This window comes from Mesorhizobium sp. ISC15 (genome assembly GCF_037162615.1).
GTDB lineage: Bacteria > Pseudomonadota > Alphaproteobacteria > Rhizobiales > Rhizobiaceae > Mesorhizobium > Mesorhizobium mediterraneum.
On sequence record NZ_JAVSPX010000001.1, the window covers coordinates 3,847,481 to 3,865,348 of the forward strand.

The window sequence follows — 17,868 nt, forward strand, 5'->3', positions numbered from 1 at the left end:
CGATTCGATTTTTCCGGGATCGTGCGCGGATTGAAAATTGCTGCAGCGTCCCTGCACGTTCGTTCTGACGTGCCGGGCTGCAGCGGTTAGGCTCCGGGCCAGGTTGGCCCGAAGCCCCAGGGGACCTTGCTATTCGACCGGCTTCACCGTGTCCGAGGGCGGTTTCATATTGCCCCAGAAGGCCGGGTTATCGACATTTTCCTTGGTGATCGCAGCGCCGGGGATCTTGATGTTCGGCCCCCAGGCTTCTTTGGTCACGGTCGACTTCAGGCCGAGCACTTCGTACTCTCCCGGCTTGATCTCCTGTTTGTTGACGACCTTGTCCATGAACATGGCGACGGCGGCGGCCTGAGCGTAGAGCGGCTGCTCGACTTCGACATTGAGCCAGCCCTTGCGGATCAGGTCGAGGCCGACCGGCGCACCGTTCGAGCTCATCAGCATAACGTCGCCCGGTTTCTTGCCGGCGGCCTCGAGCGAGGCGACGGCCGCGACCGAGAGATGCGCGGCGTGGCTGAAGATCAGGTCGATATCCGGGTTGGCGAGCATCTGGTCGGCAACGATGGTGCCGGCATTGCTGGCTTCCCATTGCATGGCCGGAACCGAGATGATCTTGACGTCCGGAAATGCCTTCATCTTCTCCTCGAAACCCTTCTGGATATCGAGCGTGTAGGGATCGCCAGGATCGCCGAGCACCTGGAGGATTTTCCCCTTCACCGAGCCGTTCTTCGCCTTCAAGAGCTTCTCGGCCTGGTCGGCGGCGACGTAGCCGATCTCGACCGTTCCCGCCACCGACGTGAAGTCGGACGGTGTCGAGGTGATCTGGCGGTCGAATTCGACCACCGGGATGCCGGCGGCGCGGGCGGCCTCGATGGACGGCTTCAACGCATTGAAATCGACGGCGGCGAGAATGATCGCCGACGGCTTGAGCGCGATGACGTCGTTCATCTGCGATTGCTGAGCGTCGGTCTTGTTATCGGCGTTCAGCGTTTTCATCTCGTAGCCGACCTGCTTCAGGAACAATTCCAGAGCGCTCACCGAGCCGGTCTGGAATTCATCGAGCAACGTCGGCACCATATAGTAGACGGTGCCCTTGGACTGGGCGAATGCCGGCGTGAGCGTGGCAAAGGCCAGTGCCAGGATACCGAAGACAGCAAGAAGTATTTTCTTCATGTCGTTCGCTCCTTTTGCGCCGGACCCCTCATTTTGTCCCTCAGCCAGCCGGTCCGGCACCGGCAAGCGTCTCTCCGGTGATCATATTGATCACCGCGTCGGGACTTGTTTTGTTGCGCGCGACATCGCCGGCCACGACACCTTGCCGGATCACAACGATCCGGTCGGCGACCTGAAAGGCCTGCTGCATGATATGGGTGATGATGACGATGCCGATACCCTGGCTCGCCACCTGGCGGATCATGTCGAGACCGCGCCGCGTCTGCTCGACACCGAGTGCTGCGAACGGCTCGTCGAGAAGCACGAGCTTGCCGCCAAAATGCACGAATCGGTTGAGCTCGATAGCCTGTCGCTGACCGCCCGAGAGATGCTCGACTTTGGTCCTGAGCGAGGGGATGCGCGTGCCGGCGCTGGCCAGCGCCTTCTTGACCACTTGCTCCATGGCGGGTTCGTCGAGCACGGGAACGCCAAGAAATTTCCTGGTGATCTCGCGGCCCATGAAGAAATTGGCGACCACGTCGACATTGGTGCAAAGCGAGAGGTCCTGGTAGACGGTCTCGATCCCCGCGGCCTTGGCCTCGGCGGGAGATTTGGCGAGGAATTCCTTTCCCTCGAACAGCATGCGGCCGGAGGTCGGCTCCAGCCCGCCGGCGATGATCTTGACCAGTGTCGATTTGCCGGCGCCGTTGTCGCCCAGAAGCGCCACCACCTCGCCCTTGCCGATCGAGAAGCTGATGCCCTTGAGCGCTTCGATGGCGCCATAGTTCTTGGTGACGTTGTCGAGCACCAGCAGGGGTTCGCTCATGCCAGGCTGAGCTCCGATCATGCCAGGCTGAGCTCCGCTCATGCCGCGATCCCCTTGCCTTGCAGGATATCTCGCCCGCGTTCGCGCTCGGCGGTGAATATCTGGCCGAAGCGCGGCGAAAGCACTCCTGAGACAGCAAGTGCTGCGGCCCCGCGCAACACCGCATGCTGGCCGCCGCGTGCGACGGTGACACGGGGCGTCGTGCGATCCGTTCGCGCCGAGACCGAGTTGGGAAGGTTCGCAACCGAACCAGCCAGCCGTTCAAGCAAATCGGTGGACGCAAGTCCGCCGAGGATGATGGTTTCGGGATCGAACAGGTTCTCGATGATGGTGAGGGCGTTGCGGAAGATCGGCCCGACTTCATCAACCCAATCGGCGTCGCTGATGTTCCGGCGCCGCAGCGCCTCGAGCGAGAGGTATCGTTCGAGGCAGCCGCGATTGCCGCAGGGGCACGGCTCGCCAACCGGCACGACAGGGATGTGTCCGATTTCGCCGGCATTTCCCCAGGCGCCGCGCAAGGCGCTTCCGTCATGCACCATGACGCCGCCAAGACCGACACCGAAATAGAGATAGTAGTATTCGGAATATCCCGCTCCGAGGCCGTACAGGCGCTCGCCCATTGCCGCGGCCGCCATGTCGGTCTCGAAAAACGCGGGCAGGCCGGTCGAGGCCTCCAGCCGTTCCCGAAGCGCCACGTCCTTCCAGCCGGTCATCGTCGTCGGGCCGATAAAGCTCATCGATTCGACGCCGAAAGGGCCGGGCAGCGCCATGCCGATGCCGAGAACGCGACCGCCAGGCCGCAATCCGGTCAATTCAAGCACCATCGCGCCGATCAGATCGAAGGCATGGTCGGGCGTTGCGCTGGGAGCCTCGCGGTAGGTGCTCTCGATCACGTCACCGCTCAAATTGATCAGCGCCGCATTGATGCCGAGGGGCGTAACGTGGATGCCGACGGCGTAGCCGCCCTCCGGGTTGATCCGCAGGGTCGCCGGAGGCAGCCCGCGCCCCCGCGGCTCTTCGCGCATGGACAGAACGTAGCCATGTTCTTCCAACTCGCGAACGATGGTCGACACCGTTTGCACGGTGAGCCCGACCCGCCGAGCAATGTCGCCGCGGGCGATCGGGCCGTGGAGGCGGATGGATTCGAGGACGATGCGCCTGTTGTAAGGCCGCCCGAATTCCTGATTGGTCCCCCGCAGTGCCATGTCTTGCGCCCTTAGGAAACATAAGGTTCGCACCGAATATTTATTCAGTCAAATGGAATTCAAAAATAATTTTGCGCGCGATCCCGGTTATGTAGCGTTCCTTAGTGCCCCCCTCTGTCCTGCCGGACATCCTCCCCACAAGGAGGGAGATTGGCAGCTTCGGCGCGGTGCTCATTCATGAAACGTTGGAGACTGGCGAAAGCCGGGACGACCGCCGATCTCCCCATGTGGGGGAGATGCCAATTTTTGACAAAGAGGGCAGGACAGAGGGGGTGCTGTCCCGCCAGCCCCAAAAAGCAGGTACAACCTATAGGCTGCAACTAATGCCAGGGAATTAGATCAGAGGTACTGTGCGACCTTCTTGCCGACCCTCAGGAAGCGCAGCGGGTCGATGGCTTCGCCATTGTGGCGGATCTCGTAATGCAGATGCGGGCCGGTTGAGCGGCCGCTGCTGCCGGTCTTGCCGATGACGTCGCCGGCGTTGAGCCTCTCGCCGACGGTCACGCTGATTTTGCTGAGATGCCCATAGCGCGTCGCAAAGCCATTGCCATGGTCGACCTCGACCATGCGGCCATAGCCGCCGTTCCAGCCGGCCTTGACGACGACACCGGGCGCCGTGACCTTGGCGGGCATTCCGGTCGGCGCTCTGAAATCCATCCCCGAATGCAGCGCGGCGGTGCCGAGGAGCGGGTCGGTGCGCACGCCGAATGGGCTGGTGACCGAACGGCCGGGGGCAGGATTGGCGAGCGGCAGCCGTCGCGCCTCGGTCTTCAGGCGGTCGAGCGCGTCCAGCGCCTCGTCAAGTTCTCTTACCTTGCTGTCGAACATCATCGAACTGTCGAGCGGTATCAGCGGACCGCCGGCATCGCTCTTGCCGAAATCGCTGTCGACCGGCAGGCCAGCCGCCTCAAGCGCCTGTGAAATCGCATCGGCGTTTCTGTAGGCGTTGTCGGCAAGCGCGGTGATGCGGGTGAGCTGCTGGCTCTCTATGGCCTTGAGCGACTCGTTGATCGACACGAACAGTCTGTCGGCACGATCGGCCGCCGTGTCGCTCGGCAGCGGATCGGAGCGGGTCGACCATAAGGAGAACGGCCTGGTGTCGCCACCGCCAAGACTGGCGCCGACGCTGGCAACCGAATAGGCCTGCGGCTGGGCGTCGGTCCCGCCGGCGCGTTTGTCCGGCTTTGCGGACGCAGGTGGCGCTCCGACGTCGCTCCCGGTGCGTTCGAGGATCGGGCCGAGGCGGCCATGGCGCAGGCTGAGCTGGGTCTGTCGCTCCAGCAGTTCGCCAACCTTGGTTTCCATGAGCTGCTGGTCGAGAAGCTGGCGACTGGTGATCCGGTCGACCTGGGCGCGTAGCGCGGAGATGCGGTCCTCATAGGCCTGCTGCATGCGCGCCTGCCGCGCCGTGGTCGCGCCGATCAGGTCGTCGCGCAGCACGAGGTAGGAGGTCGCCAGCAGATAGCCTATGGCCATCGCTGCCAGCGCGGAGCCGCAAAATGCGGCAACCCATGGCCGTATGGTAAAATGCCTTATCTCGTTGCCCCGGGCGATAATGACCGTGTGGGGCTCCTTGCGCCTGCCAAAGACCGTTGACTGACTGGCTACGTTCACGGGACCAAGCTTTCGTTACGACACCAAACGACAAGCCTGATTACACATCATTAAGGTTAACGGTCGGTTGCTTGCCCGCAACGCCTTACACCCATGTGTTGTGTCCGAATTGCCGTGAGGCGCAGATTTTGCGCGCCTCACGCCTCACGTTGGCTGCCGTCGGCGTCTGCGTCAAAGCGCCCGCACCGCCTCCAGCACCGCCTCGGCGTGGCCCTTGACGCGAACGTTCCGCCAGATCCTGGCAATTCGTCCGTCGCTGCCGATCAGGAACGTTGCACGCTCGACGCCCATATAGCGGCGGCCATAAAGCTTCTTCTCGACCCACAGATGATAGGCTTCGATCACCTTGCGCTCCTCGTCGGCGACAAGATCGACGGCAAGGCCGTATTTCGATTTGAATTTGTCGTGTTTTCGGACGCTGTCCGGCGAAAGGCCGATCACGACGGCACCGAGCTTTTCGAATTCCGGCTTCAACTGCGAAAAGCCGATCGCCTCATTGGTGCAGCCCGTGGTGTCATCCTGCGGATAGAAGTAAAGTACGACCGGCTTTCCCAGCAATGTCGCAAGGCTGAGTGACCCGCCGCCGTCTCGGGGAAGTTCGAATTGCGGCGCAAGCTCGCCGACGTCGAGATCAGCCATATCGATGCCCTTGTTTGTGGTTACGCGCCAAGCCGCATCGATATAATGTCAAACCGGGATTCGTCCACCGGTCGAGTTCGTTCAACGGAAAATTGCGTGGATCAGGAGCAGCCGCAGCACGAGAAGATCAGATTCAGGCGTGATGAGATCACCGACCTGGAGACTTTCCCGTCCGCGTGCCGCGTGCCGCCGCTCGGCCAAGCGTCGATCGGCCGCGGCGTTCGTGTTCTTGCGCGGCTGTTTGCCGGCCTTGTGGCCCTCGTGCTGCTGGCCGCTGTCGCTGTGTATGCGATCGGCATTTCCGGTTTCGGCACCGAGCGGCTGCGGACCGAGGCGGAAATGGCCATCGAGAAATTGGCCGGCGTCGACGTCGATGTTGCGGTCGGGCCGGCCGGTCTCACGCTCGACGGATCGAGCTTCATCGCGCTGCAGGTCAGCGATGTCAGCCTCAAGACCGCCGACGGCAAGCCGATGGCCGACGCCGGGCGTGTCCGTTTCGGCATAAGGCTGATACCGCTGTTTTCGGGCGAGGTGCGGCTCACCAGCGCCAGGATTTCCGACGCGCGCATCATGATGGCCGCGATCCCGACGGCTGGCGATTGGACGGCGGCGCTGCGCAATGAAGATGGCCTCATCGATCCGGAAAGACTATCCGATGCGGTTTTTGCCAACCTCAACCACGCGCTCGACACAGTGCAGGTGGATTCGATGCGCCAGATCGACCTCAGCAATGTCGACCTCGTTCTGCCTGAGGCCGGCGCGGTCAAACTGGTCAGGATCACCGACGCCACCGTTGCGCAGTCGGGGCCGGGCGGCATGGAGTTTTCATCCGACGCGGATGTCGACGGCAGGGCGCTCACCGTCGCTGCCACAGCCACCCGCGATACGACGACGCGGCTCGTGACGGCATTGGATGCGAGCGTCGAGATAGCGGAGGCCGGCCAGGCCGCGGCAGCGCCCGGCGGGAAGCTGGGCACGATTGCCTTGAAGCTGGCGGGATCGGAAGGATCCGGCGAGAACGCGTCGCGACTGACGGCCTCGCTATCGCTCGCCGGTTCCGTGCTCGATCTCGGCCCGCGTGCGGGGATGCTTCCAGCCGATGTCGATCTCAATGCGACACTTGTCGCCGGCGCCAACAAGGTCCAGGTGGACAGGCTGCAGGTGAAGACCGGTCGCTCGACATTCGATTTCGCCGGTTCGGTCGGGCCGAAGCCGGCAACTGGAACGGCGGGCGAGGAGCCATCCTACCGCTACGATCTGACCAGCGACCGCTCGACGCTGGCGCCTTTGGAATCATCTGAACCTGCGCTCGATTTCATCGCCCGCGTCGCCGGCGTCTACCAGACCAGGAGCCATAAGCTCGTGGCCGAGCAGATCGGGATCAGGTCCGGGGGAGCCAGCGAGGCGCTGGGCACAGCGTCGGTCGAGTTCGTCGAGGGAAAGGTGCCGGGCATATCTGTCGCGTTCAACGTCCACGATATGCCGGTCTCGCATGTCAAGCAGTTGTGGCCCTGGTTTTCCGCGCGAAACGCCCGCCTTTGGGTGCTGAAGAACCTGTTCGGCGGCCGCGTCGTTGACGCCAGCCTGCAGTTCCAGGTCGTGCCGGGGCGCCTGGGCAACGGGATTCCGCTATCTGCCGATGAAGTGTTCGGCCGTTTCCAGATCGAAGGAGCGCGCTTCGACACGGCCGGTCACATTCCGCCTATACGCGATGCCGTCGGCGTTGTTGAATTCCACGGCAACGACGTCGACGTCGCGCTCTCCTCGGGCAACGTCTACATGGTCAGCGGCCGCACGGTGGCGGCGAGCAACGGCACGATGACGGTCAAGGCGGCAAACCGCCCGCCGGTGATCGGCGCGCTCGACATCGACGTCGCCGGCGAGGCGTCTGCAATCGCCGAGCTCGCCTCCTACGAGCCGATCAACGCCATGCGCCATGTCGGCCTGCTGCCGGACGACCTGTCCGGCACGGTGACCGGCCACGTGAGAGCGGACATTCCGCTGCAGTCCGGCGTCGACACCTCGAAGCTCGATTGGCTGGTTGCGCTCGACTACAAGGACCTGTCTCTGGCCAAGCCGTTCGAAGGCCAGGCGGTGACGGAGGCCAACGGTTCGATCACCGTCGAGCCCAATCGGGCCGTGATCTCCGCCAAGGCGCTGCTGAACGGCATTCCGGCCGAGCTCGACCTGATCGAGCCGCTCAACAATGCCGGACCGCCCCGCAGCCGGAAAGTGGCGCTGGTGCTCGACGACAAGATGCGCGCAACGGCCATGCCTGGCCTGTCGACGCTGCTTTCCGGAACCATCAAGGTTGCGATCGACAAGAGCGGCGGCAGCAACCAGACTGTTTCGGCGGACCTGACCAATGCCAGGCTGGACATTCCGTGGGCAGGCTGGAGCAAGGGACCCGGCATTCCAGCCAAGGTCACATTTGCCATGACCAAGTCCGGCGACACCACGGCGCTGTCCGACTTCGACCTGGATGGAAAGACTTTTTCGATCGACGGCGGCGTGGTGCTGGTCAACGGCGCCCTGTCCTCGGCGCGGTTCAGCAAGGTCACGTTGAACCGAGGGGACGATGTTGCCGTGTCGGTGAAACGATCGGGCAAGGGCTACGCTATCGACATCAGCGGCAACGCGCTGGACGCGCGCTCGCTGATCAAGCAATTCACGTCCGATGTCGACACCGCGACCAAGGCCACGGGCTCCGACGCAATTTCCGTCAGCGCCGATGTCAATTCCCTGACCGGCTTTCACAACGAGACACTGTCGAACCTGAAGCTCGATTACAGCGCCGCCGGCTCCAGGGTGAACGGGCTCAAGGTGAGCGCGAGGGCAAGTTCGGGTGCTGCCATAAGCATCAGCAATACGACCGGCGCCGGCAGGCGCGCCCTCAACATGACGTCGGCCGATGCCGGCGCCATCCTGCGGTTCCTCAACATCTACGAGCATATGGAGGGCGGTTCGATCACGCTGGCGCTCGCCGGGGCAAGCGATGGGCCGATGAAGGGCCAGGTCGATTCGAGCAACTTCTTCGTGGTCAACGAGCCGAAACTCGCCTCGCTCGTATCGACGACGCCGGCGGGCGACAGCCGCAGCCTCAACGAAGCCGTCAAAGCCAATATCGACACGTCGAGAGTGAAGTTCGAGCGCGGCTTTTCCGAGATCGAGAAGGGCGCCGGCTATCTCAAGCTGGCCAATGGCGTGCTACGCGGTCCACGCATCGGCACCACCTTCCAGGGCACGCTCTACGACCGGAACAACAACATGGACATGACCGGCACGTTCATGCCGGTCTATGGCCTCAATCGCATCTTCGGCGAACTGCCGCTTTTCGGCGCGCTGCTCGGCAATGGCCGCGATCGCGGCCTGATCGGCGTGACCTACCGGCTCAGAGGCGATGCCAACAAACCGAAACTGGACGTCAATCCGCTGTCGGTGATCGCGCCCGGAATTTTCAGGTCGATCTTCGAGTATCGGTGAGGTCAAACCGCAATCACTTCAAGCGACCGAGTCTTGACCCAAAGCGGACTCTAGCTCGCCCCGGCTGAATAGACGACGGTTTCCGCGCACGTAAGGAATGGCAGCTTTGCGCCCAATGTCGGCCGTCGAGGCCAGCTTTGCCACTTTCCGTAAGCAGACATTGCCGGCATACATATTGAGGTCGCGGTTTCCTTCCCTGGAGGCTTTCCGACGCCGGCCCCCTGCCGGAGGACAGGCTTTCGCTTGGGCCGGCATCCGAAACCCTACACATGACCGGACGTTCCCGGCACCTCTCCAAAGCGGGCGTTCGCGCTAGCGGGAGTTGCCCCAAGGGGTAGTCCAACTTCTGGCGGTCCCACAGCCTAGCCCTGGACGGTCTTACTCCGCCCGCACACTCGGCACCTATCGCCGTGGTCATCGGCTCGCACTGACTTGCGTCAATAGACGGGGCAGCCGCGCTCGCGGCCGAAAGTCAGATAGACGCGCTCACCATCGCGCGACCGACCGCGCACTTCGATGGTGCGACGACCCGCCGAGACGATGCGTGCCCGTCGGACACCTATCCGCTCGGCCTTGTCGAGCGCTTGGCCTTCCGTGCAGCCGCGACGAACGACCCGCTGCTCGACATAACGATCTTCGTAGCAGTCATCGTCTTCGTAAGGATCGCAACGTTCGCGCGTGCGCAGTTGCGGGCCATCGCGGCCGATGCTGAACTCGAATTCTTGTGCCGCGGTGGAGCCGGTAATCAGCGGCAAGCCCGAAATGCCCATTGCCAAGGCAAGGACCGTATTGATCAGGAAATTGCGCATAGTCGGTCCTCCGTTTAACACCACAACGATTTGGGAGGGCTTGGGTTTCAGCAGACCACGTGGTTTCTTTGGGGCATGGGGATAATCTGGAACCGTCTATCGGCAGCGGTTCCAGATTTCGATAGCAAAGTGCGACACGCAGCTCGGCCTGCGCTGAGCAAGGGCGGCGCTTACAGACCAGCTAGCTGATTGATCTTCGCTGCCATGATGAAATCGTTCTCGTGCAGGCCTCTGATCTTATGGGTCTGCAGCGAGATTTCCGCGTAGCCCCAGCCGAAGCAGATTTCCGGATGGTGCCCTTCCTCTTCCGCCAACCGGCCGACCCCGTCGACGAAGGTGAGTGCTTCCCGGAAATCCGCAAACTTAAATTTGCGGCGTATCAGGTGTCCGGCCTCCAGAAGATTCCAGCCGGGCGTCTGGGAAAGATATCCGCTGGCTTCCTTCTCGGTCAGCGGCGGTATGCCGCCGCGGCAAGGTGTACAGGTTTTCTGGGCAATGCTCTCTGCCATGACGATCTCCCCTTCTTGTTCCAAGTCGAGCGACCACTGTTTACCGCACTCGATATTTGCTCGCATAGTGCTTACGGAGAAACTTGCGAATCTGATCGGCAAGGCGCTTGTTGTCCGTCTCCCTCGGCCGATCGCGGCGCTTTTGTCGACTCGGTCGATCGGTACCCCGGCTCCGTTTCGGGTGTTTGTTCATCTCAGATCATCAGCGGCAACGGGGCCGTCTTCCGTTCAGAGACGATCTCGACCGGGTTCCGATCGCGAGCCCGAACCGAGGACGCTCTCTGACCACCAGCGCCGGCGACTGGCTGTATCGCCCGGTCAGGCCGGCCAGCAGACCTACCCCATCGATCGCTTCATCGACGGATTTGCGAAAATCCATTCCCACACAACCGTTATGGCGCAGGTATTGTGAACGGCAAGCTCAAGCCCGAACAGAACCGGTTTGCGCCGCCGATCCTAGCCGCCGGATTAGTCAGTAGACGGCGAACTCGCGCCCCATGTCGGCCGTTGAGGTGATGTTTGCTGCGGCCCGATGCAGACGTTGCGACCACCCTGAACATCGCCGTTGCGCCAACACCTGACATTGCTCGTAGATACAGGAAGGTCGCGATCAAGCCCACGCAGGCCCTCAGCAGGAAGTGCCACCTAAAGGTTCTGATTTCTGGCGAACCGCTCTATCGGTGGAAAAAAAACGTCGAGAGTCGGGCTACCGATCTTCCTCGCTGCGAATGGGGGACGAATCGATCGACCGTCGGTGACCTAGTATTTTTAGCTTTATTCTGCCTATGGTTCGTGTCTCAACTTAGTGGGCAGCGGTGCGACCGAGGGCTAGAACCTGCACATGCGGGAATCACACGGCCAACTCGAAGCTAGGATTGAGCTTCTCACGTTCGAGCTCAACGAAGCCCTCGAACGCGAGACGGCGACCGGCGAGCTGCTTCGCGTCATCGCCTCGTCGCCGACCGATATCAAGCCGGTCCTCGACGCTGTGGCGGCGAGCGCCGCCCGTCTTTGCGACGCCTACGACGTGATCATCCGGCTCAAGAAGGACAATATGCTCCATCTCGGTGCGCATTCGGGCCCGATTGCGGTCGACGAGGCGCCGTGGCCGCTGGAGCGCGACCGGGTAATGGCGCGATCGGTGATCGATGCGAGGACCGTGCAGGTCGAAGACCTATCCGAAGCCGGGGCCGAATTCGCGGCAGGCCGGGAAATGGCCATTCAGTACGGCTTTCGCACCATTCTGGCGACACCTCTCGTGGGCGATGGAAGAGCGATCGGTGCGATTAGCCTGCGGCGAAGAGAGGTGAGACCGTTCAGCGACAGGCAGATTGAGCTTCTGAAGACCTTCGCCGACCAGGCCGTGATGGCCATCTCGAACGTGCGGCTGTTCGAAGAAGTGCAGGCGCGGACGGCCGAACTCAGCGAAGCGCTGGCTCAGCAGACCGCGACGGCCGACGTGCTCAAGGTAATCAGCCGGTCGGCCTTCGACCTTGAACCCGTACTGCAGACGCTACTCGATTCGGCGATCCGCCTGGCCGGCGGTGATATGGGCGCGATCTCACTGCGCGATGGCGATTGGCTACGGGTCATGACCGGGACCGGTTGGACCGATGAACTTCGCGCTTATGAGAAGAGCCATCCACACCCGATCGGGCGTGGGACATTTCAAGGTCGAGCCGCCCTCGAAGGGGCAACCGTTCATGTGCCCGACGTGTCCAAGGATATGGAATACAAAAGGCCGGAAGCGGCTACCATGGGCGATTTCCGCGCGGCCCTTTCGGTCCCCCTCAAGCGAGGCCAAGAGGTGATCGGTGTCTTCGGCATGGCGAGACGAACCGTGGGGCCGTTCTCACAACGCCAGATCGAACTTGTGGAGAGTTTCGCCGACCAGGCGGTCATCGCGATCGAGAACGTGCGCCTGTTCGACGAGGTGCAGGCGCGCAATCGCGAAGTGACCGAGGCCCTGGAGCGCGAGACCGCGACGGGCTCCATCCTGCGCGTCATCGCGGCGTCGCCCACCGACATCCAACCGGTTCTCGACGCCGTCGCTGAAAGCGCCGCGCGTCTCTGCGATGCCCATGACGCGACAATCTATCTGCGGCAGGGCGATCGTTTGGCGGTCGGGGCGCATCATGGGCCAATTCCGGTCGACGACGCCGGGCTGCCTGTCGCCCGTGACGTGGTCACCGGTCGCGCGGTGCTCGACCGGGCACCGGTCCATGTTCATGACCTGACCGAGGCGGGTGTAGACTTTGCGACTGGTAGGGCAATGGCCCACCGGCTCGGCTTCCGCACCATCCTTGCGATCCCACTGCTGCGTGACGGGGAGGCGGTCGGAGCGCTGATGATCCGGCGCATCGAGATGCGGCCCTTCACCGACAAGCAGATCGCGCTGCTCAAGACTTTCGCAGACCAGGCCGTCATCGCCATTTCCAACGTTCGGCTGTTCGAGGAGGTTCAGGCGCGGACGAGGGATCTGCAGGAAAGCCTAGAATACCAGACCGCCACTTCCGACGTGCTCGGCGTGATCAGCCGCTCGCCGGCGCAGGCGCAGCCGGTCCTCGACACCATCGTAACGACCGCCGGCCACCTCTGCGAGGCGGACTATGCCTATGTCTACATGCGCAAGGATGACGGGAAATATCATCTGGTGGCGGCGCACCCGGCGGACGCCGCGCAGATCGACTACTGGCGCGCCAATCCGGTCAGCCTCGACCGCGGCACGACCACCGGACGCACGGCATTGGAGCGGCGAACGGTGCATATCCCGGACGCGACCGCCGACCCGGCCTATACGCGCTCGGAATGGATCAAGCTGAGCGACGCGCGCACCTTTCTTGGCGTACCGCTGTTGCGCGATGGCGATCCGATCGGCGTCATCGCGGCGGCGCGCAGGCGCACGGTGCCCTTCTCGGACCGCCAGATCGAACTGATCACGACCTTCGCCGACCAGGCGGTGATCGCGATCGAGAACGCCAGGCTGTTCGAAGAGGTGCAGGCGCGGACGGCCGAACTGACCGAAGCGCTTGCTCAGCAGACCGCGACGGCGGACGTGCTCAAGGTTATCAGTGCCTCGACATTCGATCTCAAGGCGGTGCTTCAGACGCTGATAGAATCCGCGGTGAAGTTATGCGGGGCCGAACTGGGTGGCATATATATGCTCGACGGCGACGTTTACCGCATATCCGCTTCGCATGGGGACTCGCCTGAGTTGAGAGCCCATGAGGAAGCCCATCCCAATCGGGTTGGCCGGGATTCCTGGGTTGGTCGCGCCGCATTGGAAAGGGTGGTCGTTCATGTCCCCGACGTGACCCTGGACTTGGAGTATGGTACTCCAGATGTGCCAAAAATAGGAAAGTTCGCAGCTGGATTATCGGTGCCGTTGTTGCGCGAAGGGATCCCGATTGGTGTCTTCTCGATGGCGCGTGCAAAGCCAGGCCCGTTTTCCGAGCGCCAGATCGAACTCGTTCAGACTTTCGCCGACCAGGCCGTCATCGCGATCGAGAACGTCCGCCTGTTCGAGGAAGTGCAGCAGCGGACGCGGGAGGCCACCGAGGCGCTAGAGTACCAGACGGCGACCAGCGATGTGCTTGGCGTCATCAGCCGCTCGCCCACTGATGTGCAGCCGGTGTTCAACATGATCGCGCAAAGTGCCGCCCGTCTGTGCGAAGCGCAGTTCTGCTTTGTCTACAGATATGATGGCCAGCTTCTGCATTTCGTCGCGCATCACGGCATCACCGAAGAAAGCGTTGAGATCGTACGCAACACCTTTCCCGTGGCACCTACTCGCGGCAGTGCCGCCGAACGGGCGATTCTCTATCTTGAGGTGGCGCAGATCCCGGACCTCACCTTGGATAGTGAGTTCACGCATCGCGCCGCGGCGGCTTTCTCGGGCCTGCGCAGCGTTGTCGCCGTGCCGGTGCTGCGTGACGGCCTGCCCATCGGTTGCATAGCAGTCGGGCGTGCTGAGACGGGCTTTCTTGCCGCCAAGCAAGTCGAACTTCTGAAGACCTTCGCCGACCAGGCCGTGATCGCCATCGAGAATGTCCGCCTGTTTGATGAGGTCCAGGCGCGCACGGCGGAGCTCAGCGAGTCGCTCCAGCAGCAGACGGCGACCGCAGATGTGCTGAAAGTCATCAGCGCATCCGCCTTCGACCTGCAGACGGTGCTGGACACTCTCGTGGAATCGGCAGTCCGGCTGTGTCGCGCGGACAAGGGTTGCCTCGAACGAATTATCGATGGCAGGTTCGAATATGCGGCCATCACCGGATTTCCCCCGGGCTTCAGGGAGTATGGCGAAACGCACCAGACGGAACCCGGCCGCGGATCGGCTGTGGGGCGCGCTGCCGAAGAACTGCGCGTCATCCAGATCGAAGATGTCACCGTGGACCCCGAATATACACATTCGGCGATTGCCGCGGTCGGCGGCATGAGCACCGTCCTTGCAGTGCCGCTGCTTCGTGAAGGCGAACTCCTTGGCACCTTTGCCATGATCCGCACCGAGGTGCGGCCCTTTAACGAGAGGGAAATCGAACTGGTCAAAACCTTCGCCGACCAGGCGGTGATCGCCATCCAGAATGTGCGCCTGTTCGACGAGGTGCAGGCACGTACCGCAGATGTCAGCGAGGCGCTGAGGCAGCAGACGGCGACGGCGGATGTGCTGAAGGTGATCAGCCGCGCGGCTTTCGACCTGCCCACCGTGTTGAACGCTCTGGTCGAATCGGCCGCCAAGCTGTGCGGAGCAAGCTATGGCGGAATCTTCCTTCGTTACGGCAACATGCTGCGTGGCCGCGCCACTATCTCCGAAAGAAAAACCGATTGGATGATGGATCATCCGATCGCAATCGACCGCCGGTGGCTTTCGGGACGCGTAGCCCTCTCGGGTAGTATCGAGTACATACCCGACGTGGAGGAGGATGCGGATTTCAATCTGCAGGAATTCCGGGCAATCACCGACACAAGGGCGCTGATGGGTGTTCCGATGCTCAGAGAAGGCAAGGTCGAGGGCGTGTTCTTCCTCGGGAAGATGGAGCCGAATTCATTCACTTCGCGCCAAGGCGAACTTGTGCAGACGTTCGCCGACCAAGCCGTGATCGCGATCGAGAACGTCAGGCTGTTCGATCAGGTGCAGGCGCGCACTGAGGAACTGTCGCGCTCGCTGGACGACCTGCGCAAGGCCCAGGATCGGCTCGTGCAGACCGAAAAGCTCGCCTCGCTCGGCCAGCTGACCGCGGGTATAGCTCACGAGATCAAGAACCCGCTCAACTTCGTCAACAATTTTTCCTCGCTGTCCGGCGACCTGGTCGTGGAGTTGCGCGAGGCGCTGCAAGGCGCGGCGATTGACGACAAGATCCGCGCGGAGATCGATGAGTTGTCGGACATGCTGAAGGGCAATCTCGACAAGGTGGTACAGCACGGCAAGCGCGCCGACTCGATCGTCAGGAACATGCTGCTCCACTCGCGCTCGGGCTCGGGCGAGCACCGGCCGGTCGACATCAATGCCGTCGTGGAGGAGAGCTTGAACCTCGCCTATCATGGCGCCCGCGCCGAGGGGAAAGGCTTCAACATCATGTTGGAAAGGAATTTCGATCCAGGCGCCGGCGAGGTCGATCTCTTTCCGCAGGAGATCACCCGCGTGCTGTTGAACCTGATCTCCAACGGCTTTTACGCGACGACGAAACGGCGGGCGGCTGAAGGCGAAACGGGTTACGAGCCGGTGTTGGCGGCATCGACGAAAAGCCTGGGCGATGCGGTCGAGATCAGGATCCGCGACAACGGCACCGGCATCCCGCCGGAGGTGAAGGAAAAGATGTTCAACCCGTTCTTCACCACCAAGCCGGCGGGCGAGGGTACGGGGCTCGGCCTGTCCTTGAGCCACGACATCGTCGTGAAACAGCACGCAGGCACCATAGAGGTCGACACCGAGCCGGGCGCCTTCACCGAATTCCGCATCGTCTTGCCGCGCGGGGCCGCGACGCTCGCCAAAGCAGGAGGCAACGCTTGAGTCTGCTCATCCTGGTCGTGGACGACGAGCCTGATGTGGAGGTGCTGTTCAGACAGCAGTTCCGGCGCGATCTTAGGGTAGGACGCTTCGCCATGGCCTTCGCGCTTTCGGCGCCGCAGGCGCTCAACGTAATCGAGGCAGCGGACAGCGCCTCGCTCATCCTCATCCTGTCGGATATCAACATGCCGGGCATGAGCGGCCTGGAGCTTCTGCCGAAAGCGAGGGCGTTGCGTCCCGATGTGCCCGTGATCATGATCACCGCCTATGGCGACGCAGAGACCAATAGGAAGGCGCTGGAAAACGGCGCCGAGGCACTATTGACGAAGCCGCTCGATTTCGTCGCGCTACGCGGCGAGATCGACGTTCGCGTCGGGCTCGCGGCATGACGGCGCTGATCCTGGTCGTCGACGACGAGCCGGACCTGGAGCCGCTGGTCCTGCAGAAATTCCGCCACCAAATCCGCGACGGCGCCGTGAGCTTTATCTTCGCCCGCGACGGCGTCGAGGCGCTCGACCTGATCGCCGCCAATCCCGACATCGAAATGGTCGTTACCGACATCAACATGCCGCGCATGGACGGGCTGTCGCTTCTTGCGAAGCTCCAGGACGCCGAGGAGCGGCTGTCGACCATCATCTTGTCGGCCTATGGCGACATGGCCAACATCCGGACCGCAATGAACCGCGGGGCCTTCGATTTCCTGATGAAGCCGATCGATTTCGCCGACCTCGAGACGACTATCGCCAAGACGCTGAGGCACCTTTCCCTTCTGCGCGACGCGCGGGGCAGGCAGGTGGCGGCCGAGCGCGCGCACGCCTCGCTGTCGCGCTACTTCTCGCCCAACCTCGCCGAGCGGCTCGCCGGCGACGCTGGCGAGCTTGCCGGGCAGCGACGCGAGGTGGCGTCGCTCTTCACTGACATCGCCGGCTTCACTGCGCTGGCGGAAACGCTCGACCCGGCGGTACTGGGCGAACTCCTCAACGCGTACCTCGCCGGCATGACCGAAATCGTTTTCCACCACGAGGGCACGGTGGCCAAGATCGTCGGGGACGCACTGCATGTACTCTTCGGCGCGCCGGGCGAGCAGCCCGACCATGCCGCCCGCGCGGTCGCCAGCGCGCTTGACCTCGACGACTTTTCGGAAGACTTCCGCGCCGGCTGGCGCGCCAGGGGCGTGGCGCTCGGCCCCACCCGCATCGGCGTCCACGCCGGGCCGGCGATCGTCGGCAATTTCGGCGGCGCCCGCTTCTTCGACTACTCCGCCTATGGCGACACCATCAACATCGCGGCGCGGCTGGAAGCCGCCAACAAGCAACTAGGCACCCGTATTTGCGTGAGCGAGAGCGTCGCGAGGCAAGTTGTGAATTTCCGAGGGCGGCCGGTGGGTGACCTCGTGTTGAGAGGACGAACGGAGTCGCTGCGCGCTTTCGAGCCACTGCGGCCTGAGCAATGCGACGACCTCGCGACAAAGGATTACCTCGCCGCCTTCGCCAAGCTGGAAGCCGGCGACCCTAGTGCGGTCACCTCGTTCGCTGCTGAAGTAGGCAGGCGCGCAGAGGACCAGCTTGCGAGCTTCCACTTGAAGCGATTGCTGAACGGGGCGACAGGTCCGCGGATCAACATGGATTGA

11 protein-coding genes are annotated in these 17,868 nt (G+C 62.8%); 4 read left to right on the plus strand and 7 right to left on the minus strand.

Translation table 11 applies throughout. The annotated features are described in order from the left end of the window. Positions 1 to 129: 129 nt before the first annotated feature. The 5 genes from RPG13_RS18475 to RPG13_RS18495 form a co-directional block, all read right to left on the minus strand. Positions 130 to 1,170, minus strand: coding sequence for a sugar ABC transporter substrate-binding protein (locus tag RPG13_RS18475; protein ID WP_128242117.1), 1,041 nt, complete (start codon positions 1,168 to 1,170; stop codon positions 130 to 132). A gap of 40 nt (positions 1,171 to 1,210) precedes the next feature. After that, the gene (locus RPG13_RS18480) at positions 1,211 to 1,975 is read right to left on the minus strand and encodes an ATP-binding cassette domain-containing protein (RefSeq protein ID WP_337125707.1); all 765 of its coding nucleotides are present in this window, start codon (positions 1,973 to 1,975) and stop codon (positions 1,211 to 1,213) included. A 38-nt stretch (positions 1,976 to 2,013) separates the two neighbouring features. After that, the gene (locus RPG13_RS18485; protein WP_337125708.1) at positions 2,014 to 3,180 is read right to left on the minus strand and encodes an ROK family transcriptional regulator; all 1,167 of its coding nucleotides are present in this window, start codon (positions 3,178 to 3,180) and stop codon (positions 2,014 to 2,016) included. Positions 3,181 to 3,519: 339 nt separating this feature from the next. After that, a complete protein-coding gene (locus tag RPG13_RS18490) occupies positions 3,520 to 4,794 on the minus strand; it encodes a M23 family metallopeptidase (protein ID WP_095489614.1) in 1,275 nt (424 codons plus the stop codon). Positions 4,795 to 4,965: 171 nt separating this feature from the next. After that, positions 4,966 to 5,433 (minus strand): peroxiredoxin, encoded by a 468-nt coding sequence (locus RPG13_RS18495; RefSeq protein WP_337125709.1) that lies wholly within the window; start codon positions 5,431 to 5,433, stop codon positions 4,966 to 4,968. Positions 5,434 to 5,529: 96 nt separating this feature from the next. On the opposite strand from RPG13_RS18495, the gene RPG13_RS18500 reads away from it, so the two are divergent. After that, a complete protein-coding gene (locus tag RPG13_RS18500; RefSeq protein WP_292648525.1) occupies positions 5,530 to 8,916 on the plus strand; it encodes a YhdP family protein in 3,387 nt (1,128 codons plus the stop codon). A 437-nt stretch (positions 8,917 to 9,353) separates the two neighbouring features. Here the strand turns inward: RPG13_RS18500 and RPG13_RS18505 are convergent, their stop codons facing one another. After that, entirely contained in the window at positions 9,354 to 9,725 is a 372-nt protein-coding gene (locus RPG13_RS18505; protein WP_095489612.1) for a hypothetical protein, read from the minus strand. Positions 9,726 to 9,895: 170 nt separating this feature from the next. After that, a complete protein-coding gene (locus RPG13_RS18510; protein WP_095489695.1) occupies positions 9,896 to 10,234 on the minus strand; it encodes a 4a-hydroxytetrahydrobiopterin dehydratase in 339 nt (112 codons plus the stop codon). 841 nt (positions 10,235 to 11,075) lie between these two features. Here RPG13_RS18510 and RPG13_RS18515 point away from each other — a divergent pair. From RPG13_RS18515 to RPG13_RS18525, 3 genes are read left to right on the plus strand one after another with little or no spacing between them, the layout of a single operon-like run. After that, complete coding sequence (locus RPG13_RS18515) at positions 11,076 to 16,241, plus strand: GAF domain-containing protein (RefSeq protein ID WP_095489611.1); 5,166 nt, start codon at positions 11,076 to 11,078, stop codon at positions 16,239 to 16,241. After that, positions 16,238 to 16,627, plus strand: a complete 390-nt coding sequence (locus RPG13_RS18520; protein ID WP_095489610.1) for a response regulator — start codon at positions 16,238 to 16,240, stop codon at positions 16,625 to 16,627. Before RPG13_RS18515 ends, RPG13_RS18520 begins: the two co-directional genes overlap by 4 nt. Next, positions 16,624 to 17,868: an adenylate/guanylate cyclase domain-containing protein gene (locus RPG13_RS18525; RefSeq protein ID WP_095489609.1), complete on the plus strand. Its 1,245-nt coding sequence runs from the start codon at positions 16,624 to 16,626 to the stop codon at positions 17,866 to 17,868. The genes RPG13_RS18520 and RPG13_RS18525 overlap by 4 nt, the downstream gene beginning before the upstream one ends.